The following is a 23,247-nucleotide window of genomic DNA, read 5'->3' on the forward strand; positions in this document are numbered from 1 at the left end:
GGAAACTTAGTTTTTACGCAGCGTGCTCACACCGGAGGCCGACGGCGCAGAAGTCTGAAAATTGGCTGCCAGTGCAATACGAGCCAGTGCGGGAATAGATTTGGAATGAGTGCGGGTCATGATCGAAGCCCGATGATTTTCAACCGTGCGCTGGCTGATTCCGAGCTCTACTGCGATGTTTTTGCTCGGATGCCCTGCAAGTACCATGTGCATGATCTGTCGCTGCCGGAGGGTCAGGCTATCAATGCAATGAGTGGCTTCCTGAGTCCATGCCAGCTTTTTATTTGCGTCAAGTGAGTGCTCCAAGGCTCTCGCAACACTTTGAAGTACCTCGCTACGACCAAATGGCTTTTCAATAAAATCTGAAGCACCTGCCTTCATGGCATCTACGGCGATTGAAACTTCGCTGCTACCGCTAATCATTACGGCGGGCAGGTTATCGCCGTTGCGTCTCAATCGATGCAGGAGTTCAAGGCCTTCCATCCCTAGCGGATGAGTATCCACCAGTAAACATGCACGTAGGCCGGGAGAGTAGTCCTTCATGAACGCCTCGCATGACGCATAGTCCTGGACTAGGTAGTCGCTGGATTCAAGCACACCTCGAATCGTATCGCGAAAAAGATCGTCTCGATCCACTACAAATATGATTGATGTCTTGGTATCGCAGGACTCGGCTTTATCGAGTTCCTCATCGTCAACAATCGCCAGGCGTTGTTGTGCAAGCAAGGAAGTAATAACAAAAATGACCTGTTTGAGCTTCGCCGGTTTGTTGAGCTGAGTACAGTGCTCGAACGCCACGTCACGGGAGGTCTGTCGTGAAATATCACCAGTCAGAATGATGGCGGGAATGCTGCGGTGCAGTCTTTTGCGCAGCTGGCTGATTAGTTGCAAGCCATTGATCGATCCTGGCAGATTGAAGTCAGCCAGTATCAGATCAGGTTGGACACCTCGATGTGTGACGCTTTCGAGCGCCGTGACACCGTCGATCGCCATTGCCACCTGATATCCTTCGGATTTGAGCAGGCCGCCCAGTAATTCGAGCAGTTCAACGTCATCCTCGACAATCAGGATCATTTCTTTGTTGGTTACTGGGCCGTGCTCTTGTAAATCATCTTCTTGCGCCGCGCTTGGCAGGGCTGCGCTTTCACGGGATAAAGCAACGTCAACAGAAAATGCAGACCCTTTTGCAAGACTCGATTGCACACGTAAACGGTGGCCCAAGACGGTGCACAAGCGTTTAACGATAAGTAATCCTGTGCCATTCCCCAGGCTGAAGTTTTCTACAGGCGCCGCGTAGTCTTTGAGGATTAATTCCTGCTCCGATGACCCCATGCCTATACCGGTATCCCAGACTTCAATGCTGAGCCACCGGCCGTGGCGGCGGCAGCCCAGAAGTATCCGACCTTCATGGGTGTACTGCAGCGCATTGGACAGCAGATTGCGCAACATTTGCTCCAGTAGGCGCGGGTCAATTTCCACCGAAAGATGACAAGGAACTACCTTCAGTTTCAAACCTTTGGCACCTGCCTTGTAGCGGAACTCGTCAGCGAGTCGATCCAGCAGGTCACTCATTCGAAAGCTGACGGGGTTTGCCAGGATCGCGCCGGTTTCAATGTGGTTGATATCCAGAAGGGCATTCAGCATTCCGGACATTGCGCCCACGGTTTCGCCAATCCTGACCGTCAGCTTTCGAGGTTGCTCATCTTTGAGAATGCCCAGCAGCAGGCCTTGCAACAACTTGAGTGTTTGTAAAGGCTGGCGCAGATCATGACTGGCGGAGGAGAGAAAGCGTATCCGGGTGGCGTTAGCGAGTTCCGCTTTCTGCGTTGCGTCTTCAAGCGCTTGGGTGACCTGCTTTTTATCGCAGATATCGGTAAAGGTAATGATCACACCTTCAACAAAATCATCTTGTTTGTTATAGGGCGAAATCCGACGGGTAAAACTCACTCCACTACGCGATTCGACTTCTCGCTCCAGCGGAGTCATATCACGCATGACCGTCCTGGCATCATCCAGGAGATTCACATCGGTTGCCATCGGACATAGGTCAGCCAGTGGTCGCCCAATGTCCTGGGTAAGAATGTTGAATAGTGACTGACTAGCAGGGGTGAACAAGCGGATATTCAGATTTGCGTCTAACAGAATGACCGCGATGTTCATGCTATTCAGCACGTTCAGTGAAACAAGTGAGGCGGTCCGTTGCTGTTCGAGCGAAGCACAAAGCTGATCATTCATCTCAGTCAGCTCGATGTTCAAGGAGCGCAACTGGTGAGTGGATTCGGTTGTGTTCTTTGGTGTCAATTGCTCTTTCGAGCCCAGCGTTGCAGCATCGGCTGAAGGAGATGGGGTAATCACCTTGGGCGTGGCCGTTCCAGCGTCGAGTGGAAGGCGAACAGGCATTGTGATCTCGCAGCAATGCATTCCGAAGGAATACGTCTCCTTGGATCCTACACCCCTTTAGTCGCTACGCAATATCCACTCTTCAATGCTGTTCGAGTCAGCAACGTTGTAAATGGCATTCCCAACTGACCTGCTAAAAGTTACCCCGCCATTGCTGAACCGCGCCTACGTTTGTACCAGTGTATGTCGTCAAAGGTCTCCGACCGACGGTCGCTTATAGAATGCCTTGCTTACAGAAAACCCCTAGGTAGTTTCCGAGTCTGTCGCCCCCACTGTGATTCCTCATACCCTGAAATTCAGACCGGTGCATCTCTACGGGGGGTGCTTTTCGACGACTCGGCACTCAGAGTACGACCCATGACCGATAAAGATGACTCGCAAACAAATGTACCGAGTGAAACTGAGCCACGTTTCTACCTCGTAGGCGGGGGAATAGCGGCTATGGCTGCGGCCGCGTTCATGATCCGTGATGGCGATGTCATGGGGCGCAACATCACCCTCTTCGAAAAACTCGACACGCCCGGGGGTAGTCTTGATGGTGGAGGATCGGCACAGGACGGTTATGTGCTTCGTGGGGGACGGATGTTCGAGAGCAAGTATGTATGCACTCTGGAGTTGTTCGCGTCGATTCCGACCCTTGATGGCAAAACAACCGTCACGCAGGAGACACTCGCCTGGAATGAACGGATGCACACGTCTTCCAAGTCACGACTTGCCCGCAACGGTCTCAGGGAAACGGCTCCGGAATTCGGACTTACCGAGGGTGACATTCTGACGATCGAGAGGATCGCAATCGAGTCGGAAGCAGCATTGGGACGAACCACGATCGCCGATCAGTTTTCTGAGTCGTTCTTCCAGACTCAATTCTGGTTGATGTGGTGCACCACGTTTGCATTTCAACCCTGGCACAGTGCCGCGGAATTCCGTCGCTACATCGTGCGCTTCGCACACATGGTGGCGGGATTCAATCGGCTCGAAGGCATCATGCGAACGGTCTACAACCAGTACGATTCGCTGGTCAGGCCCTTGCACAAATGGCTGGTCGAGCACGGCGTGGTCTTTGAGCAAGGGGCTTGCGTGACGGATATGCATTTGCGTGAGCAAAGCAACGGCAAAAGCGTCAAGCGTATCCTCTACGAGCGCAATGGCGGGCAGTTAGTCGTCGATGTTCGAAGCTTTGATTACGTGTTAGTGACGCTTGGCTCCATGACCGAAGCGTCGAGCATTGGAGGCATGGATCAGGCTCCACAATTGAAAAGCAAAGCGATCAAAGGCGCTTGGGCTCTTTGGGAAACATTGGCAAAAGGCAGGCCCGAGTTTGGCCACCCACAGGTGTTTTCCAATCATATCGATGCGACCAAGTGGGTATCGTTTACGACGACCCTCAGCGATCCGGTCTTTTTGCGACGGACCGTGGAATTTACCGGCAACGTACCGGGGGAGGGCGGTTTAATAACCTTTCCTGAGTCCAACTGGTTGATGTCGATAGTGGTGCCATTCCAGCCCCACTTTATTGACCAGCCCGAGGAAGTCAGCGTGTTTTGGGGCTACGGATTGCATGTCGACGTCCCGGGCAATTTCGTCAATATCCCGATGTCTGCCTGTACCGGGCGGGAAATCATGACGGAGTTGCTTGGGCATCTGCACTTTGGTTCAGACAGCCAGGCCATCCTGAAAAGCGCAATCTGCATTCCCTGCATGATGCCGTTCATCACCAGTCAGTTCATGCCGCGAGAGGAGGGCGATCGACCTCAGGTCGTGCCCGAGGGATACAAAAACCTGGCCTTTATAGGGCAGTACTGTGAACTGCCTAACGACGTCGTCTTCACCGTGGAGTACTCGATACGTACTGCGCAATGCGCAGTTTCCAGTTTGCTGGGGCTCAAACGCAAACCGCCAAAAGTCTACAAGGGCGCGACTGATCCTCGTGTCTTGTTCAAAGCCTTCAAGGCGTTGCATGACATGGGCGTTTAAGTGCTGCTGATCTGCACATCCCTTGCCTAGGTAGTTTCCGAGCCTTTTTTCAGAGCCAACTACCGAATAGGGTGATCTCTCTGCATCGGCAGACCGAACTTCGCCTATTCAGGCGCCAAGGAGTGACACCATGAGAAAACTCACCCTGACTGCTTCATTGATCGTGGTCTTGGCGATGACTGCCGGTTGCAGTCACCGCCGACAGGAGATTGATGCCCGGATAAGCGGCGCCGAAGACATGGCAACAGCGGCCAGAGTGCACGCGGATCAATCGGCGGCCAAAGCTGATCAGGCACTGCGTGCGGCCCTGGAGGCAAAGAAATCGGCAGACGAAGCCAATGAGCGCGCACAACTTATGCTCAAAAAGGCCGGTCGCGCCAATTAGCGACAGACGCATTTCAATTCAATTGAATGGCACCACTATGAAAATGAACATTTTGCTGGGTCTGATGTGTGCTTGCCTTGCCGGCTGCGGACATGCTCCGACTGAAAAAACGGTGACCACGCCGGACTCTATCGAAAATCTCAATCAGCCCCGCATCAAAGTGCCGGTTACAGCCAAGGACGACTACGTTACCAAGACCAAAGCACTGACCGGGCTGGAGGGTGACGGATGGGTGTTCGACCCGCTCTACGCGACCGCCGTGAATACCGACCGCCGTGACCTTGCCGTGTGTGGCTTTGCTCGCCAGCGAGGTACGACAAACTCGGTTTACTTTGCCTATTACAGCGGCGAGCTGATCCTTTCGGATGACAAAGCTCCTTCTGGCGTCAGTGTCGAAAATGAATTCCTGACGATGATTTGTTCCCACTCCTGAAGCGTGACAGCCACGTTATTAGCGCTATTCAATCGCCCCGAATAGTCTGCCAACCACGGCGGTAATGACCATCGCCAACGCCCCCCAAAATGTCACCCTCCAGGCCCCCGCCAGCAAGGGAGCGCCCCCGGCCTTTGCGGCGACGGCGCCCAATGTGGCGAGGAAAACAAGTGACATGATCGATATCCAAAGGATCACGTTCTGAAGCGGCACTATCAGCGTTACGGCGACCGGCAAAATGGCGCCGACGATGAAACTCGTCGCTGACGCAAACGCTGCCGAAAGAGGCTTGGCACTCAGTTCCTCGGAAATACCCAGTTCATCTCGGGCGTGTGAACCAAGGGCATCGTGCGCCATTAACTGGATGGCCACCTGTCTGGCCAGTTCAGGCTCAACCCCTCGGCCGACGTAGATACGTGCCAGCTCTCGGTGTTCAGCCGCAGGCTTTGTCTCGATCTCTTTTTTCTCTCTTGCCAGGTCAGCGTGCTCGGTATCGGCTTGGGAGTGTACGGAAACATATTCACCTGCCGCCATCGACATGGCACCCGCGACGAGCCCCGCGACACCCGTCACGATCAGCGTGTTGTGCGTGGTACTGGCGGCTGCAACGCCGATTAACAGGCTGGCGGTTGACACAATTCCATCGTTTGCCCCCAGCACAGCCGCTCTGAGCCAGCCTATACGGCTGCTGTTATGGGTTTCGGCATGACGACGCATGAATTTGCTCATTGCAGTTGACCTGTTGCGCGATGGCTTCAGCCGAGAGTGTAGGTAGTTTCCGAGGCTACTCATGAGCAAATCAGGCGCCTAACTTGATTGACTCTGCCACTGCGCAGCCACAACGGTCGTTTTGGCGTTGAGGCCCAGGGACTGACTGACGCACGGCCCTGTCATAAAAGCCGCACCGGCAACCACATTATTCGGGATTGAATTGATGAAAACCGATAAGGAACTAAAAAACGACATCCTTGCAGAGCTGCGCTGGGACCCCTCCGTCAATGCCGAACAGATCGGTGTTGAGGTCGAGGATGGCATCGTGACCCTCGCCGGACACGTCAACAGTTACGTCGAAAAATGGGCCGCTGAACAAGCCGTGCAGAAGGTCTCGGGTGTTCGCGCGCTGGCCATAGAAATGGACGTCAAACTGCCGGGCGCGAGTCAGCGTAACGATGCCGATATTGCGCTTTCTGCTGAAAGTGCCTTGGAGTGGACAACCAACCTGACCAAGGACTCGATTAAGGTTCAGGTTGAAGGTGGTTGGGTGACTCTGTCCGGTGATGTGGAGTGGGAATACCAGCGCAGGGAAGCCAAAGGCGCGGTCCGTAACCTGATGGGCGTCAGGGGGATCAGTAACAACATTTTGATCAAGTCCACGATATCGGCAAAAGGAGTGAAGACCGACATCACGGATGCGCTCAAGCGTCGGGCCATTATTGACTCGCAGAAGATTACGGTCGAAGTCCACGGTGCTGATGTGACCTTGTCCGGGACAGTCGACAACTGGGCGGAGCGAGAGTTGGCGATGCATTCAGCCTGGAGTGCGGCTGGCGTAAAGAATGTGCAGAACAACATCATCGTCAGCTACTGATCTTCATGCGGTGTTCGGCATCGGAACTCGTGTGTCTTGCACCGTTTTCAGATACGACCCCATGAGCAGGCCTCAGACCATGAGCATTAACCGTTCTGATTTCTACATCTTTAAAACCCATGCCGAAGCCGAAAGTGCGATACGTGCTCTGAGCCAGGCAGACTTTGACGTAAAGAAACTCTCTATCGTGGGTAAGGGCTATCACACGGAAGAACACCCGATCGGGTTTTACCAGTTGGGAGACAAAGTAAAGTCTTGGGGCGCTATGGGAGCTCTTTGGGGCAGTGTCTGGGGGCTGCTTATTACTCCGGCATTTTTCTTCCTACCTGGCCTGGGGCTCGTTGCCTTGGCGGGTCCTTTGGTGGCCATGTTGGTGAGTGCGCTGGAGGGCGCTGTGATTGTCGGCGGTGTCTCCGCACTCGGCGCAGCGCTTTTAAATATGGGGTTAAGCAAAGACCAGGTCATCAAATACGAAACTGCCCTCAAGGCTGACGAGTATTTATTGATGGTGCATGGCAGCAGCCACGATATCGATGCGGTGCGAGCTGTGCTCGGGGATTGAAATCAGGGCGCTTTCGTTTCGAGAGAGCTGCGCATTTAGCCACTACCAGAGCACTCCCATAGGGAATAACCCTTGTGGGCTCTCAGCCGAAATCCATCGGCCTGTGTTCACTCAAGTGAAGGCATTCGTCATGGCTTATACAAGTGTTAATCCCAGTGACGGCCAGTTGCTGGAAAGCTTTGAACAAATCAGCGATCTCGAGCTGGAAGAAAAGCTTGCTGCCGCAGATCATTGTTTTCAGAGTTGGAAACACACCTCTTATGCGCAACGTGCCGCAGTGATTGGCAGGGCGGCAGAACTGATGCATTCCAGGATTGATGATTTGGCTCGACTGGCAACATTGGAGATGGGGAAACGCATCAGCGAAGCAAGTGGTGAAGTGACCTTCAGCGCCGATATTCTGGATTATTACGCAAAGAATGCTGAGCGTTTTTTAGCACGCCGAAGACTCCACCCCCAACAGGGCGAAGCCCATGTGGAAAGCAGCCCTATCGGGGTGATTTTCGGCGTTGAACCCTGGAACTTTCCTTTTTACCAATTGGCACGTGTCGCAGGGCCGCATCTCATGGCGGGCAATGTGTTGGTGGTCAAGCACGCCGGTTGTGTTCCGCAATGCGCGATGGCTTTCGAGTCGCTGTTGGTCGAGGCCGGAGCACCCTTGGGCCTCTACACCAACCTGATGATTTCCCATGAGCAGTCGGACCGCGTAGTGGACGACGCACGCATCAAAGGTGTCGCCCTGACGGGTAGCGTAGCCGCCGGCCGCAGTCTCGCGGCGAGGGCCGGAGCCAACCTCAAGCCTTCATCGATGGAACTGGGCGGCAGCGACGCATTTATCGTCCTGGAGGACGCCGACCTCGACCTCGCCATCAAATGGGCGGTCTGGGGCCGTATGTACAACTGCGGGCAAACCTGTTGCGCCGCCAAGCGTTTTATCGTGCTTGAAGAAGTCGCAAATGTATTTATCGAGCGCTTTCAGGCAGCACTGGCCGCGCTTAAGCCAGGCAATCCGATGGACGAAAGCACAACACTGGGACCCATGTCGACTGAGTCCGCCCTGCAACAATTGTTGGCACAGGTCGAAGACGCTGTTTTTAACGGCGCCGAGGTACTGCTTGGTGGCGAGAGAATTCGTCGTCCGGGCGCTTACATGAGTCCGACCATCCTGACCAACATTGCGCCCGACAATCCGGCTTTCAGAGATGAATTCTTTGGCCCTGTCGCGCTTTTTTTCCGGGTCAAGGATGAAGAAGAGGCGATCGCGCTAGCCAATGACTCGGATTTCGGCCTAGGTGGCTCGGTGTTCACAAGGGACGTAGGCCGTGGTCTGCGAGTCGCTAGCCGGATCGATACCGGCATGATGTTTATCAACAACATCAGCTGGTCAGATGCTGAGTTGCCCTTCGGCGGGATTAAGAACTCCGGTTACGGGCGTGAGTTGGGCGATATGGGCATCCAGGCCTTCGTTAACAAAAAACTGGTGCGTTACGTCTCCATCGACGCTCCGGTTTAAGAGCGCTTGGCGCGCATTCAGGGCTCTTGTCACTTCATGTGGCCCCACGTACGGGACCGCTCAAAAAGGAAGCTCCCATGACACTCCAAATGCAGGCTGCCGTCGTTGAACAATTCGGCCAGCCGCTGGTGCTTAAACGTTGCGATATTCCAACCCCCGGTCCCGGGCAGATTCTAGTTCGTACCGAGGCCTGCGGGGTTTGTCATACCGACCTGCATGCGGCTCGTGGCGACTGGCCGCTCAAACCGGGTTTGCCTTTTATTCCGGGACACGAAGGCATCGGTATCGTCACAGCACTCGGAGCCGGAGTAACCAGTGTCAAGGAAGGCGAGCGGGTCGGTGTGCCGTGGCTGTATTCGGCCTGCGGGCATTGTGAATACTGTCTGTCGGCTTGGGAGACTGTGTGTGCCCAAGCACAATTCGGCGGCTACACAAAGAACGGCGGCTTTGCCGAATACATTCTGGCCGACCCGAACTACGTCGCGCACATTCCCCATGGCCTTGATCCAAGAGAGGCGGCGCCGATCATTTGTGCCGGCGTCACGACTTACAAAGGCATCAAGGAAACCGGTGCCCGGCCCGGACAGTGGATTGTGATTTCTGGTGTGGGCGGACTGGGTCACCTGGCGGTTCAGTATGCCAAGGCCATGGGGCTGCGAGTCTGCGCCGTTGATATTGATGACCGCAAACTGGCCCATGCCACCCGGCTTGGAGCCGATGCCGTGGTTAACGCAAAAACGGGCGACCCGGTCGAAGCGGTAAAAGAGGCTACTGGCGGCGGTGGCCATGGTGTGCTGATCACGGCGCCTTCGCTCAGCGCATTCAATCAAGGCGTCGCCATGACGCGTAAACACGGGACTTGTGTGCTGGTGGGGTTGCCGCCGGGTGAGTTTCCAGTGCCGCTATTCGACGTGGTCGCCAATTGCATCACCGTTCGCGGTTCGTTTGTAGGCAATCGCCAGGACATGGCCGAGGCTCTGGCCTTTGCTGCTCAGGGCAAGGTCAAGGCAGACATCGAATTGCAGCCGTTGTCGGCGATCAACCAGATTTTCGAGCGCCTCGAACGCGGTGATGTTCCATCGCGAGTGGTCATTGACTTCAGTGCGCTTTGAAAGAGTGGCAGAGCATGAATATGTTGATTTCCGAGTCTGTACTGACTAGTCGCCAGACTGCCGTGCTGACAGTTCGGCAGATGGCGGATGTTGATCGGCGATCGGTCGCTGCCGGTGTGTCCTCTTTTGAATTGATGGCCAATGCCGGTGCGGCAGTGGCGCACGAAATCGAGTGCCGCTGGACACCAAGACCTGTGCTGGTGCTGTGCGGGCCAGGTAACAACGGTGGTGATGGTTTTGTCGCCGCGCATCTGCTGGCAGAAGCCGGTTGGCTGGTGAGGGTGGCAATGCTGGGTAGCCGATTCAGCCTCAAAGACGAAGCGCGGCAACATGCCCAGCGATGGAGCGGGGAAGTGGAAGCGTTGAGTCCCTCGGTGCTCGAAGGTGCCGAATTGATCGTTGACGCTCTGTTCGGGGCAGGTCTCAGTCGCCCATTGGAAGGCCAGGCGCTGGAAACGCTTGCCGCCGCCAGCCATGGCACCGCACCCATCGTCGCAATTGATACACCTAGCGGGGTAATGGGCGATACCGGAGAAGCGTTAGGGGCGGTATCGTCAGCCCTGACCGTGACTTTTTTCCGCAAAAAACCAGGTCATCTGCTGCTACCGGGGAGGGACCTGTGCGGCGAAGTTATCGTTGCCGACATTGGCACTCCCAAAGCGGTGATCGACTCCATCGCACCCCAGACGTTTGAGAATCATCCCGCGTTGTGGCTGGCCAACCTGCCGCAAGCCAAGGCTGACACCGACAAACATAGCCGTGGCCATGCACTGATCTTTGGCGGGTATCCAATGACCGGTGCTGCCCGAATGGCTGCCAGAGGTGCAGCAAGAGCCGGGGCTGGGCTCACGACCATTGCGGTGCCTGAAATAGCGTTCCCCATTTACGCCGCAGCGCTGAACAGCATCATGGTGCGTCCATGGGTGACGCCGGAAGATTTTGGTCACTTGCTTAATGGCAGTCGCTTTTCCGCCTGGTTGATCGGCCCGGGTGCCGGGGTGGACAAGGAAACCTTCGGCCATGCACTGGCAATGCTTGCCACTGGCCGCCCAACCATCATCGACGCCGATGCGATATCCGCATTTCAGGATGAACCCGGTGCGCTGGATCGAGCCATTCACGGTCCTTGCGTACTGACGCCCCATGAGAATGAGTTCCGTCGTGTTTTTGATCCCTTTGGCGACAAGCTGACCCGCACCCGAGCCGCCGCCCGGCGTAGCGGGGCGGTAGTCGTCCTCAAAGGCAGTGACACCGTGATTGCCGCCCCGGATGGCAGAGCAATCATTAACGCCAATGCGCCGCCAACATTGGCCTCCGCTGGCACGGGCGACGTTTTGAGTGGAATTATCCTGGGCCTGCTCGCGCAAGGAATGTCGGCCTTTGACAGTGCCGCTGCGGGAGTCTGGTTGCACGGCGCGGCGGCTGCGGAATTCGGCCCTGGATTAATGGCAGAAGATCTGCCGGAACTGTTGCCCGCGGTGTTCCGTCGGCTGTACAGCTGATAGCCATCCGCTAAGGAGAAAGCAATGCGCCAGGGACTTACGACTCAACAGTTACAGGTCATGGATGCCTATTGGCGGGCAGCCAACTATCTGTCCGTCGGGCAGATTTACTTGCAAGACAACCCCTTGCTTGAAGCGCCCTTGTTACTTAAACACCTAAAGCCACGACTGCTGGGCCATTGGGGGACAACGCCGGGTTTGAATTTGCTTTATGTGCACCTCAATCGGGTGATCAAAGCTTTTGACCTCGATATGATTTTCATTGCGGGGCCTGGCCATGGTGGCCCCGGTATCGTTGCGCAGACCTATCTCGAGGGCTCATATACCGAGCGTTATCCAGCGATCGAGCGTAATCGCAACGGGCTGTGCAGGCTCTTCCGTCAATTTTCCTGGCCAAACGGGATTTCCAGTCACGTCTCGGCGCAAGTACCCGGATCCATCCATGAAGGTGGGGAGCTGGGTTACTCCCTAGTGCATGCTTTCGGGGCGGCTTTCGACAATCCACAGTTGATCGTTGCCTGCGTGATTGGTGATGGTGAAGCCGAGACCGGCGCGCTGGCAGCCAGTTGGCACTCGAACAAATTCCTCAATCCGATTCGTGATGGCGCCGTACTCCCGATTCTGCATCTCAACGGTTTCAAGATTGCCAACCCGAGTGTGTTGGCACGTATCCCTTACGAGGAATTGATCTCGCTCATGCGGGGTTATGGCTATGAGCCTTATCTCGTCGAGGGCGATGACCCGTTGCTGGTGCATCAAGCACTGGCGGCCACGCTCGATACCGTTATGCAGAGCATTCGCGACATTCAGGCAACAGCCCGTCAGGCACCCAAAGGTGAAAGACCGCAACGGCCGACGTGGCCGATGATTATCTTGCGCACCCCCAAAGGCTGGACCGGGCCCAAGTGTGTCGACGGACTGCCAGTCGAAGGCACCTGGCGTGCACACCAGGTGCCAATTGCCGACTTCAGCAAACCTGAACATCTGCAACAGCTTGAGTCGTGGCTGCGCAGCTATCGGCCGCAAGAGCTGTTCGACAAAAACGGCCAACTTCGTGCCGAGCTGGCTGAACTGGCTCCGACCGGCCATCAGCGAATGGGCTCCAACCCTCACGCCAACGGGGGAGAGCTGTTGCGTCCGTTGTCGCTGCCTCACTTCCACGATTATGCTGTCCCCGTTAACCGACCCGGTGCAGTCAGGGCCGAAGCGACTCGCGTACTGGGTAACTATCTGCGCGACGTCATGCAGCGCAATCTCGAATCCAGCAATTTTCGGCTGTTCGGGCCTGACGAGACCGCATCGAACCGTCTGGATGCGGTGTATCAGGTGACTGGCAAAGCCTGGCTGGCCGCGATTGAAGAGATCGATCTCAATCTCAGCGCCGATGGCCGTGTGATGGAAGTCTTGAGCGAACACCTGTGCCAAGGGTGGCTTGAGGGCTACTTGTTAACCGGGCGCCACGGCCTGTTTTCCTGCTATGAAGCGTTCATCCACATCATCGACTCAATGTTCAACCAATACGCGAAGTGGCTCAAAGAATCGAAGGCCATTGCGTGGCGTAAGCCGATCGCGTCGCTTAACTACCTGCTGACCTCGCATCGTCATTGCACTGCCGGGGCGGGAATCTGGAACTGGGCGGGGACTGAGGGATCGGAGGGGCCGGATGTCGTCATGGCCTGTGCCGGCGACGTGCCGACGCTTGAGACGCTGGCCAGCGTTACGCTGTTGCGCGAGTACATCCCCGATATACGCATTCGTGTGGTCAACGTGGTTGATCTTATGGTTTTGCAGCCCAATAGCGAGCATCCCCACGGCCTGCAGGACAAGGATTTCGACGAATTGTTTACCCATGACAGGCCGGTGATTTTTGCCTTCCACGGGTACCCCGCACTGATCCATAAGTTGACGTACAAACGCTCCAATCATGACAACTTTCATGTACGCGGTTTCCGTGACGAGGGCACAACCACCACGCCGTTCGACATGGTGGTGCTCAACAATCTGGACCGTTACCAGTTGGCGTTGGACGCTATCGAACGCATCCCGCGGCTGGCTAGTGAAGTTGACCGTGCACGAGAGCGCTACTGGACCATGATCGAGTGCCACAAGCGATACATCAGCGAGCAGGGCGAAGACTTGCCGCATGTACGGGATTGGCAATGGACAGTCTGAACCCCGCGAATGCCGAGCCGGACGACGAACCGAACTCTGGACGGGTGCGACTTATTCTGGCGCTCAACAGCGGTTCGTCCTCACTCAAGTTCGGTGTTTATCGAGTCACGTTTGATCACGTCCTGAGATTGATTTCAGGTGAAGCGCAGGCGCTCGATACACAGGCCGGGCGCTTTGATGCGATCGACGCACACCAGCACCCGTTGATTGGACACGCTGTGCCCATGATCACGACGAAGCACGCGTTGCATGAGATTGAACGCTTGTTGGAGCAGACGCGATTGGGCCCTTTGGATGGCATAGGGCATCGCGTCGTACATGGCGGCCCTGCGTTTCGCCAGCCATGTCGCATCAACCTGCAGGTGCTTGAGCAACTGCAACAGGTGATCGACTTTGCTCCTTTGCACACACCGATGGCCCTGTCAGTTATTGAGGAAACCTCCAGACACTTTCCGGAGGTTGCACAGGTGATGTGTTTTGATACGGGATTTCACGCACAAATGCCTGCGGTTGCCCGTGTGCTGGCATTGCCCAGAGAGCTTTGTATGCAGGGGGTCCAGCGCTATGGCTTTCACGGGTTGTCTTGCGAGTCCATTGTCCGGCGGTTCGGGTCCAGTCTGCCCGAGCGTCTGATCATCGCCCATTTGGGCAACGGGGCGAGCATCACCGCGGTACGTGCAGGTCAGTCAGTAGACACCAGCATGGGATTGACCCCCAGCGGTGGAATGATCATGAGCACCCGCAGCGGTGACCTGGACCCCGGGGTCCTTATTTACCTGATACGCCAGAAAGGACTTGATGTGACGGCGGTCGAGGAGTTGGTTGATCGACAATCCGGTTTGCTTGGTATCTCAGGACTTAGCGCTGACATGTGCGCACTAAAGATCGCGGCGCCGGCTGAGGCTGACGCCCGCTTGGCGATCGAGATGTTCTGTTATTCGGCGTACAAGCAGATCGCTGCAATGATCGCGGTGCTTGGGGGTATCGACACGTTGGTCTTCACCGGGGGGATTGGCGAAAACGATGCCGCGGTACGCGCGCAGATTTGTGAAGGGCTGGCCTGGATCGGTTTGTCCCTGGACAGCACGCTGAATCAGTTGGGCAGTGACCTGATAAGTACCTCTGAATCCATTTGTGCGGTGCAAGTTTTTGCTTCTCAGGAAGACGAAGAAATTGCCCGCCATACCTGGCAACTCATCACCTGACGCCATTTTTCACTCCTTGATACAGGCACTCAATATGTTGACTGACTATGCAGTAGAAAAAATTCTTGCGGCGCTGGGGCACGCGTCACCCGATGAGCATTGGATCGAAGCCTTGAACAACGGCGCCCACGTACTCATCCGTCCGCTGCATGAGCAAGATCGCCAACTCGAGTTCGAGTTTATTAACCAGATGTCTGCCGAGTCGTTTCGCACCCGTTTTTTCGGGGCGATGGGGCACGAGAACGTGTCACTCCTGGACCAGATGATGGACGTGGATTACCGCAATCGAATGGCATACATCGCGATGGTTCATGAAAATGGGCATCTCATTGAGGTCGGGATCAGCCGTTACGCCGACTCTGCCGATGTCCAGCAGTGTGAGTGTGCAGTAGTAGTCGCGGATCGCTGGCAACGTCAAGGCATTGGGACGCTATTGATGGAGCACTTGATCGTCGCGGCGCAACGCAATGGCTTCAAAAAGATGATGTCGATTCACCAGACTAACAACTTCGGCATGCATCGCCTGGCGCGCAGCCTTGGGTTTCATAGTCGATACCCGGCAACTGGCGATAACGAGATCATTCACGAACTCGACCTGACGCCAGCCTTCGGTTGACACTACTGCTGATGGGCTTCCTGAATTGCCGCGCAATAGATAAATGCTGGAGTGTGAATGATGCTGATCAATACCGAACAAACGAGGCCGTTGACGCCATTTTTTGCGCGTCCTTACCCTTCGATAAAAGCCCTTAATCAATCCGCAATTCATGATCTTTTTTTGTCGTCAAAATGCTCCGATGAGGACCGCGAGCGGTTTGACGAATTAATCATTCACAAAGTGCGTATTGCAAAGGGGGCCGACCTCTATCATGCGGGCGGTTCTTCGCAATATTTGTATTTTGTCCGGGTTGGAAGTTTTAAAACCATTCTTGTCAGCGAGCAAGGACATAGCCTTGTTACGGGTTTCGCAATGTCCGGCGAACCGATTGGGTTAGAAGCAATCACTGGAGAGCGTCATGTATGCACAGCGTTGGCACTCGAAAACAGTGAAGTCAGCCTGATTTCCTATCATCGGTTGGAACGTCTCGCTCGGGATTTACCTCTGTTGCAGTTGAGCTTGAACAGAATGCTGAGCCGGGAAATTATCCGCAGCCAGAACATGTTGATCACTCTGGGGCATTGCAATGCGGAAAAACGCTTGGCAATCTTCGTGCTCGGTCTCTCCAGGGGTTTTGCACTGAGGGGTTACTCCGCGCAGTGCTTCCACCTGCGTATGTCGCGTGAGGATATTGCATCCTACATTGGCGTCAGATCCGAAACGATATGCCGAGCCATTGCGCGGCTGCGCGATCTAAGGCTTATGACTTTTGAAGGTCGTAACGTCGAAATCATGGATTTACCGCTGCTTGAAAAGTTTTGTCAGCGAAGCTGATACAAACAAGGTTTAGCGATGAAGGAAGAATACGATAAATGATCTGAGTATATTTACTCATGGTTGTGCCAATCCAAAAGGATTAAGCACTCTTTCCTTTGGGTCGAACTATCGTTTTAATCAGTATTGCGTGAGTAGATTCCGATGCTTTCCTGAGTTAAGCGCGCGCATTATGATTGCGGAGAAGGAAAAGAGTTATGGGGAAAAGCAGTATTGGCTGTCAATGTGATTTCCGGAGCGGATTTTTGGAAAGTGGGCACTCAAGCCCAACAGTCAAAAATTTTTCATGCCTGCGTTTATTTCGCGATTAATGTTGTGGGGTAAAAAGCATCTACCGATGAGCTTTGCTCTTTTTGTTTTTTACTTTGGTCGAAGTCAAGCGGTAACGGTATACGACATGGATTTTGCGATCACGCTCACCTAATAGCTGAAACCACGGTTTGTATCGGTCACACCGTACTGAAAACAATTAAATAAATCAATTCCAGCTGAATTCCGTAGAGCAATACTCCGAAGTATGGTTCTGTCGTTGATTATAGTTCGCGTTCGACTACATACACTTGCGCAATTGATTACGGAGTTAGAATCTTGACTCGCTCCCGGCTTCACCTATCCAATCTGGAGGTTGCGATGCCCCTTGAGCAGCAACGACGTCTCGGTATGAAAGCCTTACTCATACATGAAGAGCTTTCAAATAAAACGGCGGCAGGCCGCGCGGTGAGAGAGTTAGCCGAGGTATTGGAAGGGCGTCAGGTGGAAGTCATATTGGCGCAATCGGCACTGGATGCGATTGCCATCATCCATTCCGACCCGATGGTGCAATGTGTGCTGCTCGATTGGGACCTGAGTCTGGACGACAGCCATGAGATAGCCATGAGCGTGCTGGATGCCGTGCGCGAACGCAGTGAAGCGGTGCCGATTTTTCTCCTGGCCGACCGCAGCAGTGCAGCCACCATTGCGTTGGATGCCATGCAGAAATCGGATGATTTCATCTGGCTGCTGGAAGACACTAGCGTCTTTATCGGTGGGCGAATCATTGCGGCCATCCAGCGCTATCGAGACGAGGTATTGCCGCCGATGTTCGGCGCGTTGGTACGCTTTTCCCAGGTCTATGAATACTCCTGGCACACCCCGGGGCATACCGGTGGCACAGCCTTTTTGAAGTCGACAGTAGGGCGCGCGTTCTTCGATTTTTTTGGTGAAAACCTGTTCCGTTCCGACTTGTCGATTTCTGTCGGTGAACTCGGTTCGTTGCTCGATCACTCCGGGCCCATCGGCGCCAGCGAAGTGTATGCGGCCAGGGTCTTCGGCGCCCATCGCACCTATCATGTCACCAATGGTTCCTCGACCTCCAATCGGGTGATCCTGATGGCCAGTGTGACCCGTGGCCAGGTCACCCTGTGTGACCGCAACTGTCATAAGTCGGTCGAGCACGCCATGACGATGTCTGGGGCGATACCCACCTATCTTGTGCCGCTGCGTAATCACTACGGTTTGATCGGGCCAATCCCCCCGCAGCACCTGACCGTTGAGGCGATCCGCGAGAGCATCGCCAACAACCCGCTGGTGACTGATGGGACCGACCCGACGCCGATGCACGCGATCATCACCAACTCTACCTATGACGGCCTCTGCTACAACGTGTCGCGAGTCGAGGAGTTGCTGGGCGCTAGCGTCGACCGCCTGCATTTCGACGAAGCCTGGTTCGGCTATGCACGCTTCAATCCGATTTATCGCGAACGTTTCGCCATGCATGGCGAGCCGGGCGATCACGGCCCGGACCGGCCGACGGTGTTTGCCACCCAGTCCACTCACAAATTATTGGCGGCGTTGTCCCAGGCTTCGATGATTCATGTTCGAGACGGCCGGCGCCCTATCGATCATGCACGATTCAACGAGTCGTTCATGATGCATGCTTCGACTTCGCCGAATTACGCCATCATCGCCTCCAACGATGTCAGCGCCGCGATGATGGACGGCCCGGGCGGCAAGGCCCTGACAGGCGATGCCATTCGCGAGGCGATTGCCTTTCGGCGCATGCTCGCGCGGCTCAATGGCGAGTTTCAAGGCCGCGATGAGTGGTTTTTCAATGTCTGGCAGCCGGATACGGTGACCTTGCCCAAGACAGGCCAGACAATACCTTTTCATATCGCCGACGAGGCCTTGCTGGCGAGCGACCCGGCTTGCTGGTTCCTCAAGCCCAATGCCGCCTGGCATGGCTTTGGCGATATAGAGGATGGCTATTGCCTGCTCGACCCGATCAAGGTTTCGATTACCACGCCGGGCATTCTGCCTGTCGGCGGCATGGGCGAGCTGGGTATACCTGCCCAAGTGGTCACGGCCTACCTGGACCGGCAGGGCATCGTGGTCGAGAAAACCACCGATTTCACGATTCTGGTGCTGTTCTCCATCGGCGTCACCAAGGGCAAATGGGGGACGTTGGTCAACGCATTGCTCGACTTCAAGCGCGATTACGACGCCAACGCTCCATTGGATCGAGTCTTGCCCGGGCTGTTGACCGCCCATCCGCTGCGTTATCAAAGCATGGGGCTACGTGACCTCTGTGAAACCATGTTTGTCGCGATGGCCGAGTTGCGCACCACTGAAACAATGTCCCAAGCATTTTCGATGTTACCGGTACCTGATCTGAGCCCAGTAATGGCCTATGAGCAACTGGTACGCGGCAACGTGGAAATTGTGTCCCTCGACAGGATGGCGGGCCGTACCGTGGCCACTGCCGTTGTACCTTATCCGCCGGGTATTCCATTGTTGATGCCGGGTGAGAACGCTGGCGCAGCCGATGGTGCGGTACTCGGCTACCTCAAGGCATTGGAAAGCTTTGACCGGCATTTCCCTGGGTTCACTCATGACACTCATGGCGTCGAAGTGGAAGAGGGGCGTTATCTGGTCCGCTGCATAACAACCCCGGTACAGGCTCCAGCACTGGGGGCTCAGGCCTTCCACAGGGATAACATCGGTGAATAAACTAAAAGTGGCCGCTAACGCAGCCTCACGCATCAGTTTTTTAACCTCGCGTGAAGTCGTGGACTTTTCTCAAACCGACCTGACGGATGTTGCTGCCGCCGTGATTACCGGCGCGGATGTTCAAAACGGTTTGCTCGATGTCATCAGTCGATCCGGATTCGATATCCCGATCTTCTTTGCCGTTAGCGCCAAGGACGAATTGTCTGGGGAAAACCTGCCCAGCATTGAGCATGTCCTGCTGCAAATCAGCGGCGTGTTCGACTTGGGCAGCGGTAAGGCCGAGTACTACGGCGACAAATTGGAAACAGCGGCCAGTCAATACGAGGAAGCATTGCTGCCGCCGTTCTTCGGTGCGCTCAAACACTATGTCGAGCGCGGCAATTCGACGTTTGCTTGCCCGGGACATCAGGGCGGACAGTTCTTTCGCAAGCACCCGGCCGGCCGCCAATTCTTCGACTTCTTTGGCGAGACACTGTTTCGTGCCGACCGCTGTAACGCCGACGTGGAAATGGGCGATTTGCTCATCCATGAAGGGGCGCCTCTGGAAGCGCAAAAGCGCGCCGCGAAAGTCTACAACGCAGACAAAACCTATTTTGTCTTGAACGGCACTTCAGCGTCGAACAAGGTCGTGACCAACGCCTTGCTGACTCCGGGCGATGTCGTGTTGTTCGATCGCAACAATCACAAATCAATCCATCAGGGCGCCTTGTTTCAAGCGGGCGCTACGCCGCTGTACCTGGAAACCGCGCGTAACCCCTACGGTTTCATCGGCGGTATCGATGCGCACTGTTTTGACGAATCTTACCTGCGCGATGAGTTGCGTCGGGTTGCGCCAGGCAAGGCAGACGATCCCCGGCCATTCCGGCTGGCCGTGATTCAGCTGGGCACCTATGACGGCACCATCTACAACGCCCGGCAGGTGGTCGATAGCATCGGCCATCTGTGCGATTACATCCTCTTCGACTCGGCGTGGGTCGGCTATGAGCAGTTCATTCCGATGATGAAGGATTGCTCGCCGATGCTGCTCGAACTGGGACCAGACGATCCTGGCATTTTCGTCACGCAGTCGATTCACAAGCAGCAGGCGGGTTTCTCCCAGGCGTCGCAGATCCATAAAAAGGATCGCCACATCAAAGGCCAGGAGCGCTACTGCAATCATCATCGGCTGAACAACTCGTTCATGGCCCAGGCGTCCACCAGCCCGTTTTACCCGCTGTTTGCCTCACTCGATGTCAATGCGCGGATGCACAGCGGTCGCAGTGGTCATAGGCTCTGGGACGAATGCATTCGCGCCGGTATCGACGCCCGAAAATTGGTGATGGATAACTGCACCTTGATTCGACCATTCGTGCCGCCGACCATCGACGGGCGTTACTGGCAGGATTATCCGACCGATGAAATCGCCACTAATCGACGGTTCTTCATGTTTCATCCGGAGGAGCGCTGGCACGCCTTCGAGGGCTATACCGAGAATCAATACTTCATCGATCCGTGCAAATTGCTGTTCACCACCCCGGGCATTGATGCGGCGACGGGCGAATACGCGGAGTTCGGCATCCATGCCGGGGTCCTCGCCACGTTCCTGCGTCAGTACGGCATGGTCCCTGAAAAAAGCGATCTGAACTCCATTCTGTTCTTGCTCACGCCAGCCGAAAGCCAGGCCAAGATGCAGCACCTGGTCGCGCAGATCGCGCGCTTCGAGCGGTTTATCCACGACGACGCGCCGCTGGCCGAGGTATTGCCGGGTATCTATCGCGCCCACGAAGCCCGCTACAAGGACTACAGCATTCGTCAGTTGTGCCTGGAAATGCACCAGCTCTACGCCGGACATAACGTCAAACAATTGCAAAAGGACATGTTCCGCAAAGCTCATATGCCCGCCGTAGTCATGGACCCCCGCGAGGCGAATCTTGAGTTTGTGCGCGGCAAAGTAGAGCTGATCGCGCTCGAAGACGCCCAGGGACGAATCGCCGCAGAAGGGGCTCTGCCTTATCCGCCGGGGGTTCTGTGTGTGGTCCCCGGTGAAGTGTGGTCGGGTGCGGCGCTGAGCTATTTCCTGGCGCTACAGGATGCAATCAATCGCTTGCCTGGCTTCAATCCCGAATTACAGGGTGTTTACCTCAAGACGGAAGAGGGTGGTCGCATTCGGGCGTATGGCTACGTCATCAAGCAATAAAACGTTCCTGAGTGGGCACTGGAAGTTCATCCCGGTATTCGTCTATCCGCAATGCAGCGCTCCGCGAAGGAGCGTTTTTGGAGTTCAAATATGGCCACTGTTGTGAAGAAGATGAGCGTGGTGCAACTCACCGTGCTAACGGCCATCAACATGTTGGGGTCGGGTATCGTCCTGCTGCCGTCCAAGCTGGCACAAGTGGGCACGATCTCGATTTTTTCGTGGATCGTGACGGCACTTGGCTCGCTGGCCCTGGCTTATGCCTTCGCCAAGTGCGGGCGTTTCAGCCGCAAGCCTGGCGGTATGGGCGGGTATGCCGAATACGCCTTTGGTCGCTCCGGCAACTTCATGTCTAACTACACCTATGGCGTGTCGCTGCTGATCGCCAACGTTGCCATCGCGATTACGGCGGTGGGGTATGCAACGGAGTTGTTCCATGTGACGTTGACGCCTATCGGCGTCGCGGTAGCTACCGTGGTGCTGCTGTGGTTGACCACCATCGCTAACTTCGGCGGCCCCCACATTACCGGCCAGATCGGCAATGTTACCATCATGGGCGTCATCATTCCGGTGCTGGGGGTTTCGATACTGGGCTGGTTCTGGTTCGACTCATCGCTGTACGTTGCCGCCTGGAACCCACACGACATGCCGATTTTCCATGCGGTTGGCGCATCGATTTCGATAACCCTGTGGGCCTTTCTTGGTCTCGAATCGGCGTGTGCGAACACCGACGCAGTGGAAAATCCAGAGCGTAATGTGCCGATCGCAGTACTGGGCGGGACGATCGGTGCAGCGGTCATCTATATCGCGTCGACTAATGTGATCGCCGGGATTGTGCCGAACATGGACCTTGCCGCCTCCACCGCGCCCTTCGGGCTGGCGTTCGCCACCATGTTCACCCCACTGATAGGCAACATTGTCATGGGGCTGATGATCATTGCCTGTATCGGTTCGCTGCTCGGTTGGCAGTTCACCATTGCCCAAGTGTTCAAAAGCTCGGCCGATGTTGGCTATTTCCTGAAGATCTTCGCCAAGACGACCAAGTCCGGCACCCCCATCGTAGGCATGCTGGTGCTGGTGGTCTGTCAGAGTGTTTTGACGCTGATGACCATCAGTCCGGACCTGAGCAAACAGTTCGACATGATCGTCAACCTGGCGGTAGTGACCAACCTGGTCCCGTACTTGATGTCGATGGCCGCTTTGATGACGATTCAGAAGGCGGCTGGTGTCACTCCTCGCAAGGCCTTGCTTACCAATGGCATTGCCTATGTCGCGGCTGCGTATAGCTACTACGCGCTCTATAGCTCCGGTGCCGATGCAATGATGTTGGGCGGTATTGTCACCATGCTCGGATGGACCCTGTATGGGACTGTCAGTCGTCGATTCATGACGGTCGATACCCCAGTCGTGGAAGCTCAGTGGCCTCAGAAGGTGTAGTCAGTAAATTCGACTTTTCTTGGGTACGTCACCCAAAGTACGTCCGCCAAACTGACCTTGCCAGTTGGCTACGTGGCGTCTGGCTAAGTCTCCGCGATGGGGCGGCGGTTCGCCGTGTACGTGATTCCTAGGCAGGTGGGGCTGACGCTGGCGATTTGGGTTGGCACCTTGCTGCACTGTAAACCCGTCTCGCCTTGTTGCTGACAAAGATCAAGCCGCCCGAACCCGAAACGCTCAATCTGGAGTTCTACTCATTCCTAAATCCTAAGCCGGGTATAATCCCAAGATTGTATTTTTACTTCCTATAAATTTAGATTTTTACTTCCGGGTACTCTAGTGTAAGGCACGGTTACTGTCTGTTTCCTCAAACCTAC

The 23,247-nt window shown here is 55.4% G+C and carries 17 protein-coding genes; 15 read left to right on the forward strand and 2 right to left on the reverse strand.

All coding sequences use genetic code 11. The annotated features are described in order from the left end of the window. Nucleotides 1–6 precede the first annotated feature (6 nt). Complete coding sequence (locus tag FQ192_RS21945; RefSeq protein WP_149660418.1) at nt 7–2,400, reverse strand: response regulator; 2,394 nt, start codon at nt 2,398–2,400, stop codon at nt 7–9. A gap of 357 nt (nt 2,401–2,757) precedes the next feature. On the opposite strand from FQ192_RS21945, the gene FQ192_RS21950 reads away from it, so the two are divergent. The 3 genes from FQ192_RS21950 to FQ192_RS21960 all read left to right on the forward strand — a co-directional run bounded on the left by FQ192_RS21950 (nt 2,758) and on the right by FQ192_RS21960 (nt 5,192). Then, the gene (locus tag FQ192_RS21950; protein WP_149660419.1) at nt 2,758–4,374 is read left to right on the forward strand and encodes an oleate hydratase; all 1,617 of its coding nucleotides are present in this window, start codon (nt 2,758–2,760) and stop codon (nt 4,372–4,374) included. A 130-nt stretch (nt 4,375–4,504) separates the two neighbouring features. Next, entirely contained in the window at nt 4,505–4,759 is a 255-nt protein-coding gene (locus FQ192_RS21955; protein ID WP_149660420.1) for an Lpp/OprI family alanine-zipper lipoprotein, read from the forward strand. Between the two features lie 37 nt (nt 4,760–4,796). Further along, nucleotides 4,797–5,192, forward strand: a complete 396-nt coding sequence (locus FQ192_RS21960; RefSeq protein ID WP_149660421.1) for a hypothetical protein — start codon at nt 4,797–4,799, stop codon at nt 5,190–5,192. Between the two features lie 24 nt (nt 5,193–5,216). Here the strand turns inward: FQ192_RS21960 and FQ192_RS21965 are convergent, their stop codons facing one another. After that, nucleotides 5,217–5,921: a VIT family protein gene (locus tag FQ192_RS21965; protein ID WP_256672333.1), complete on the reverse strand. Its 705-nt coding sequence runs from the start codon at nt 5,919–5,921 to the stop codon at nt 5,217–5,219. 205 nt (nt 5,922–6,126) lie between these two features. On the opposite strand from FQ192_RS21965, the gene FQ192_RS21970 reads away from it, so the two are divergent. From FQ192_RS21970 to potE, 12 genes are all read left to right on the forward strand, one after another. Next, entirely contained in the window at nt 6,127–6,780 is a 654-nt protein-coding gene (locus FQ192_RS21970) for a BON domain-containing protein (protein ID WP_149660422.1), read from the forward strand. 79 nt (nt 6,781–6,859) lie between these two features. Next, nucleotides 6,860–7,342 (forward strand): general stress protein, encoded by a 483-nt coding sequence (locus FQ192_RS21975; protein WP_149660423.1) that lies wholly within the window; start codon nt 6,860–6,862, stop codon nt 7,340–7,342. A gap of 130 nt (nt 7,343–7,472) precedes the next feature. Further along, nucleotides 7,473–8,855, forward strand: coding sequence for an NAD-dependent succinate-semialdehyde dehydrogenase (locus FQ192_RS21980; protein ID WP_149660424.1), 1,383 nt, complete (start codon nt 7,473–7,475; stop codon nt 8,853–8,855). A 77-nt stretch (nt 8,856–8,932) separates the two neighbouring features. Then, nucleotides 8,933–9,967, forward strand: a complete 1,035-nt coding sequence (adhP, locus tag FQ192_RS21985) for an alcohol dehydrogenase AdhP (protein ID WP_149660425.1) — start codon at nt 8,933–8,935, stop codon at nt 9,965–9,967. 14 nt (nt 9,968–9,981) lie between these two features. Further along, nucleotides 9,982–11,469 (forward strand): NAD(P)H-hydrate dehydratase, encoded by a 1,488-nt coding sequence (locus FQ192_RS21990; protein ID WP_149660426.1) that lies wholly within the window; start codon nt 9,982–9,984, stop codon nt 11,467–11,469. Nucleotides 11,470–11,493: 24 nt separating this feature from the next. Further along, nucleotides 11,494–13,641 (forward strand): phosphoketolase, encoded by a 2,148-nt coding sequence (locus FQ192_RS21995; protein ID WP_149660427.1) that lies wholly within the window; start codon nt 11,494–11,496, stop codon nt 13,639–13,641. After that, nucleotides 13,629–14,846 carry an acetate/propionate family kinase gene (locus FQ192_RS22000; protein ID WP_149660428.1) on the forward strand — a complete coding sequence of 406 codons (1,218 nt, stop codon included), beginning with the start codon at nt 13,629–13,631 and terminating at the stop codon, nt 14,844–14,846. The genes FQ192_RS21995 and FQ192_RS22000 overlap by 13 nt, the downstream gene beginning before the upstream one ends. Before the next feature lie 34 nt (nt 14,847–14,880). Then, nucleotides 14,881–15,462: a GNAT family N-acetyltransferase gene (locus FQ192_RS22005; protein WP_149660429.1), complete on the forward strand. Its 582-nt coding sequence runs from the start codon at nt 14,881–14,883 to the stop codon at nt 15,460–15,462. Between the two features lie 57 nt (nt 15,463–15,519). Further along, complete coding sequence (locus tag FQ192_RS22010; protein ID WP_256672334.1) at nt 15,520–16,278, forward strand: helix-turn-helix domain-containing protein; 759 nt, start codon at nt 15,520–15,522, stop codon at nt 16,276–16,278. A 630-nt stretch (nt 16,279–16,908) separates the two neighbouring features. Then, on the forward strand, nt 16,909–19,263 hold the full coding sequence (locus tag FQ192_RS22015) for an Orn/Lys/Arg decarboxylase N-terminal domain-containing protein (protein ID WP_149660430.1): 2,355 nt from the start codon (nt 16,909–16,911) through the stop codon (nt 19,261–19,263). Continuing rightward, nucleotides 19,256–21,439 carry an ornithine decarboxylase gene (locus FQ192_RS22020; RefSeq protein ID WP_149660431.1) on the forward strand — a complete coding sequence of 728 codons (2,184 nt, stop codon included), beginning with the start codon at nt 19,256–19,258 and terminating at the stop codon, nt 21,437–21,439. The genes FQ192_RS22015 and FQ192_RS22020 overlap by 8 nt, the downstream gene beginning before the upstream one ends. Nucleotides 21,440–21,529: 90 nt before the next feature. Next, nucleotides 21,530–22,873, forward strand: a complete 1,344-nt coding sequence (potE, locus tag FQ192_RS22025; RefSeq protein ID WP_149660432.1) for a putrescine-ornithine antiporter — start codon at nt 21,530–21,532, stop codon at nt 22,871–22,873. Nucleotides 22,874–23,247: the final 374 nt, after the last annotated feature.

This window comes from Pseudomonas sp. ANT_J12 (assembly GCF_008370045.1).
GTDB lineage: Bacteria > Pseudomonadota > Gammaproteobacteria > Pseudomonadales > Pseudomonadaceae > Aquipseudomonas.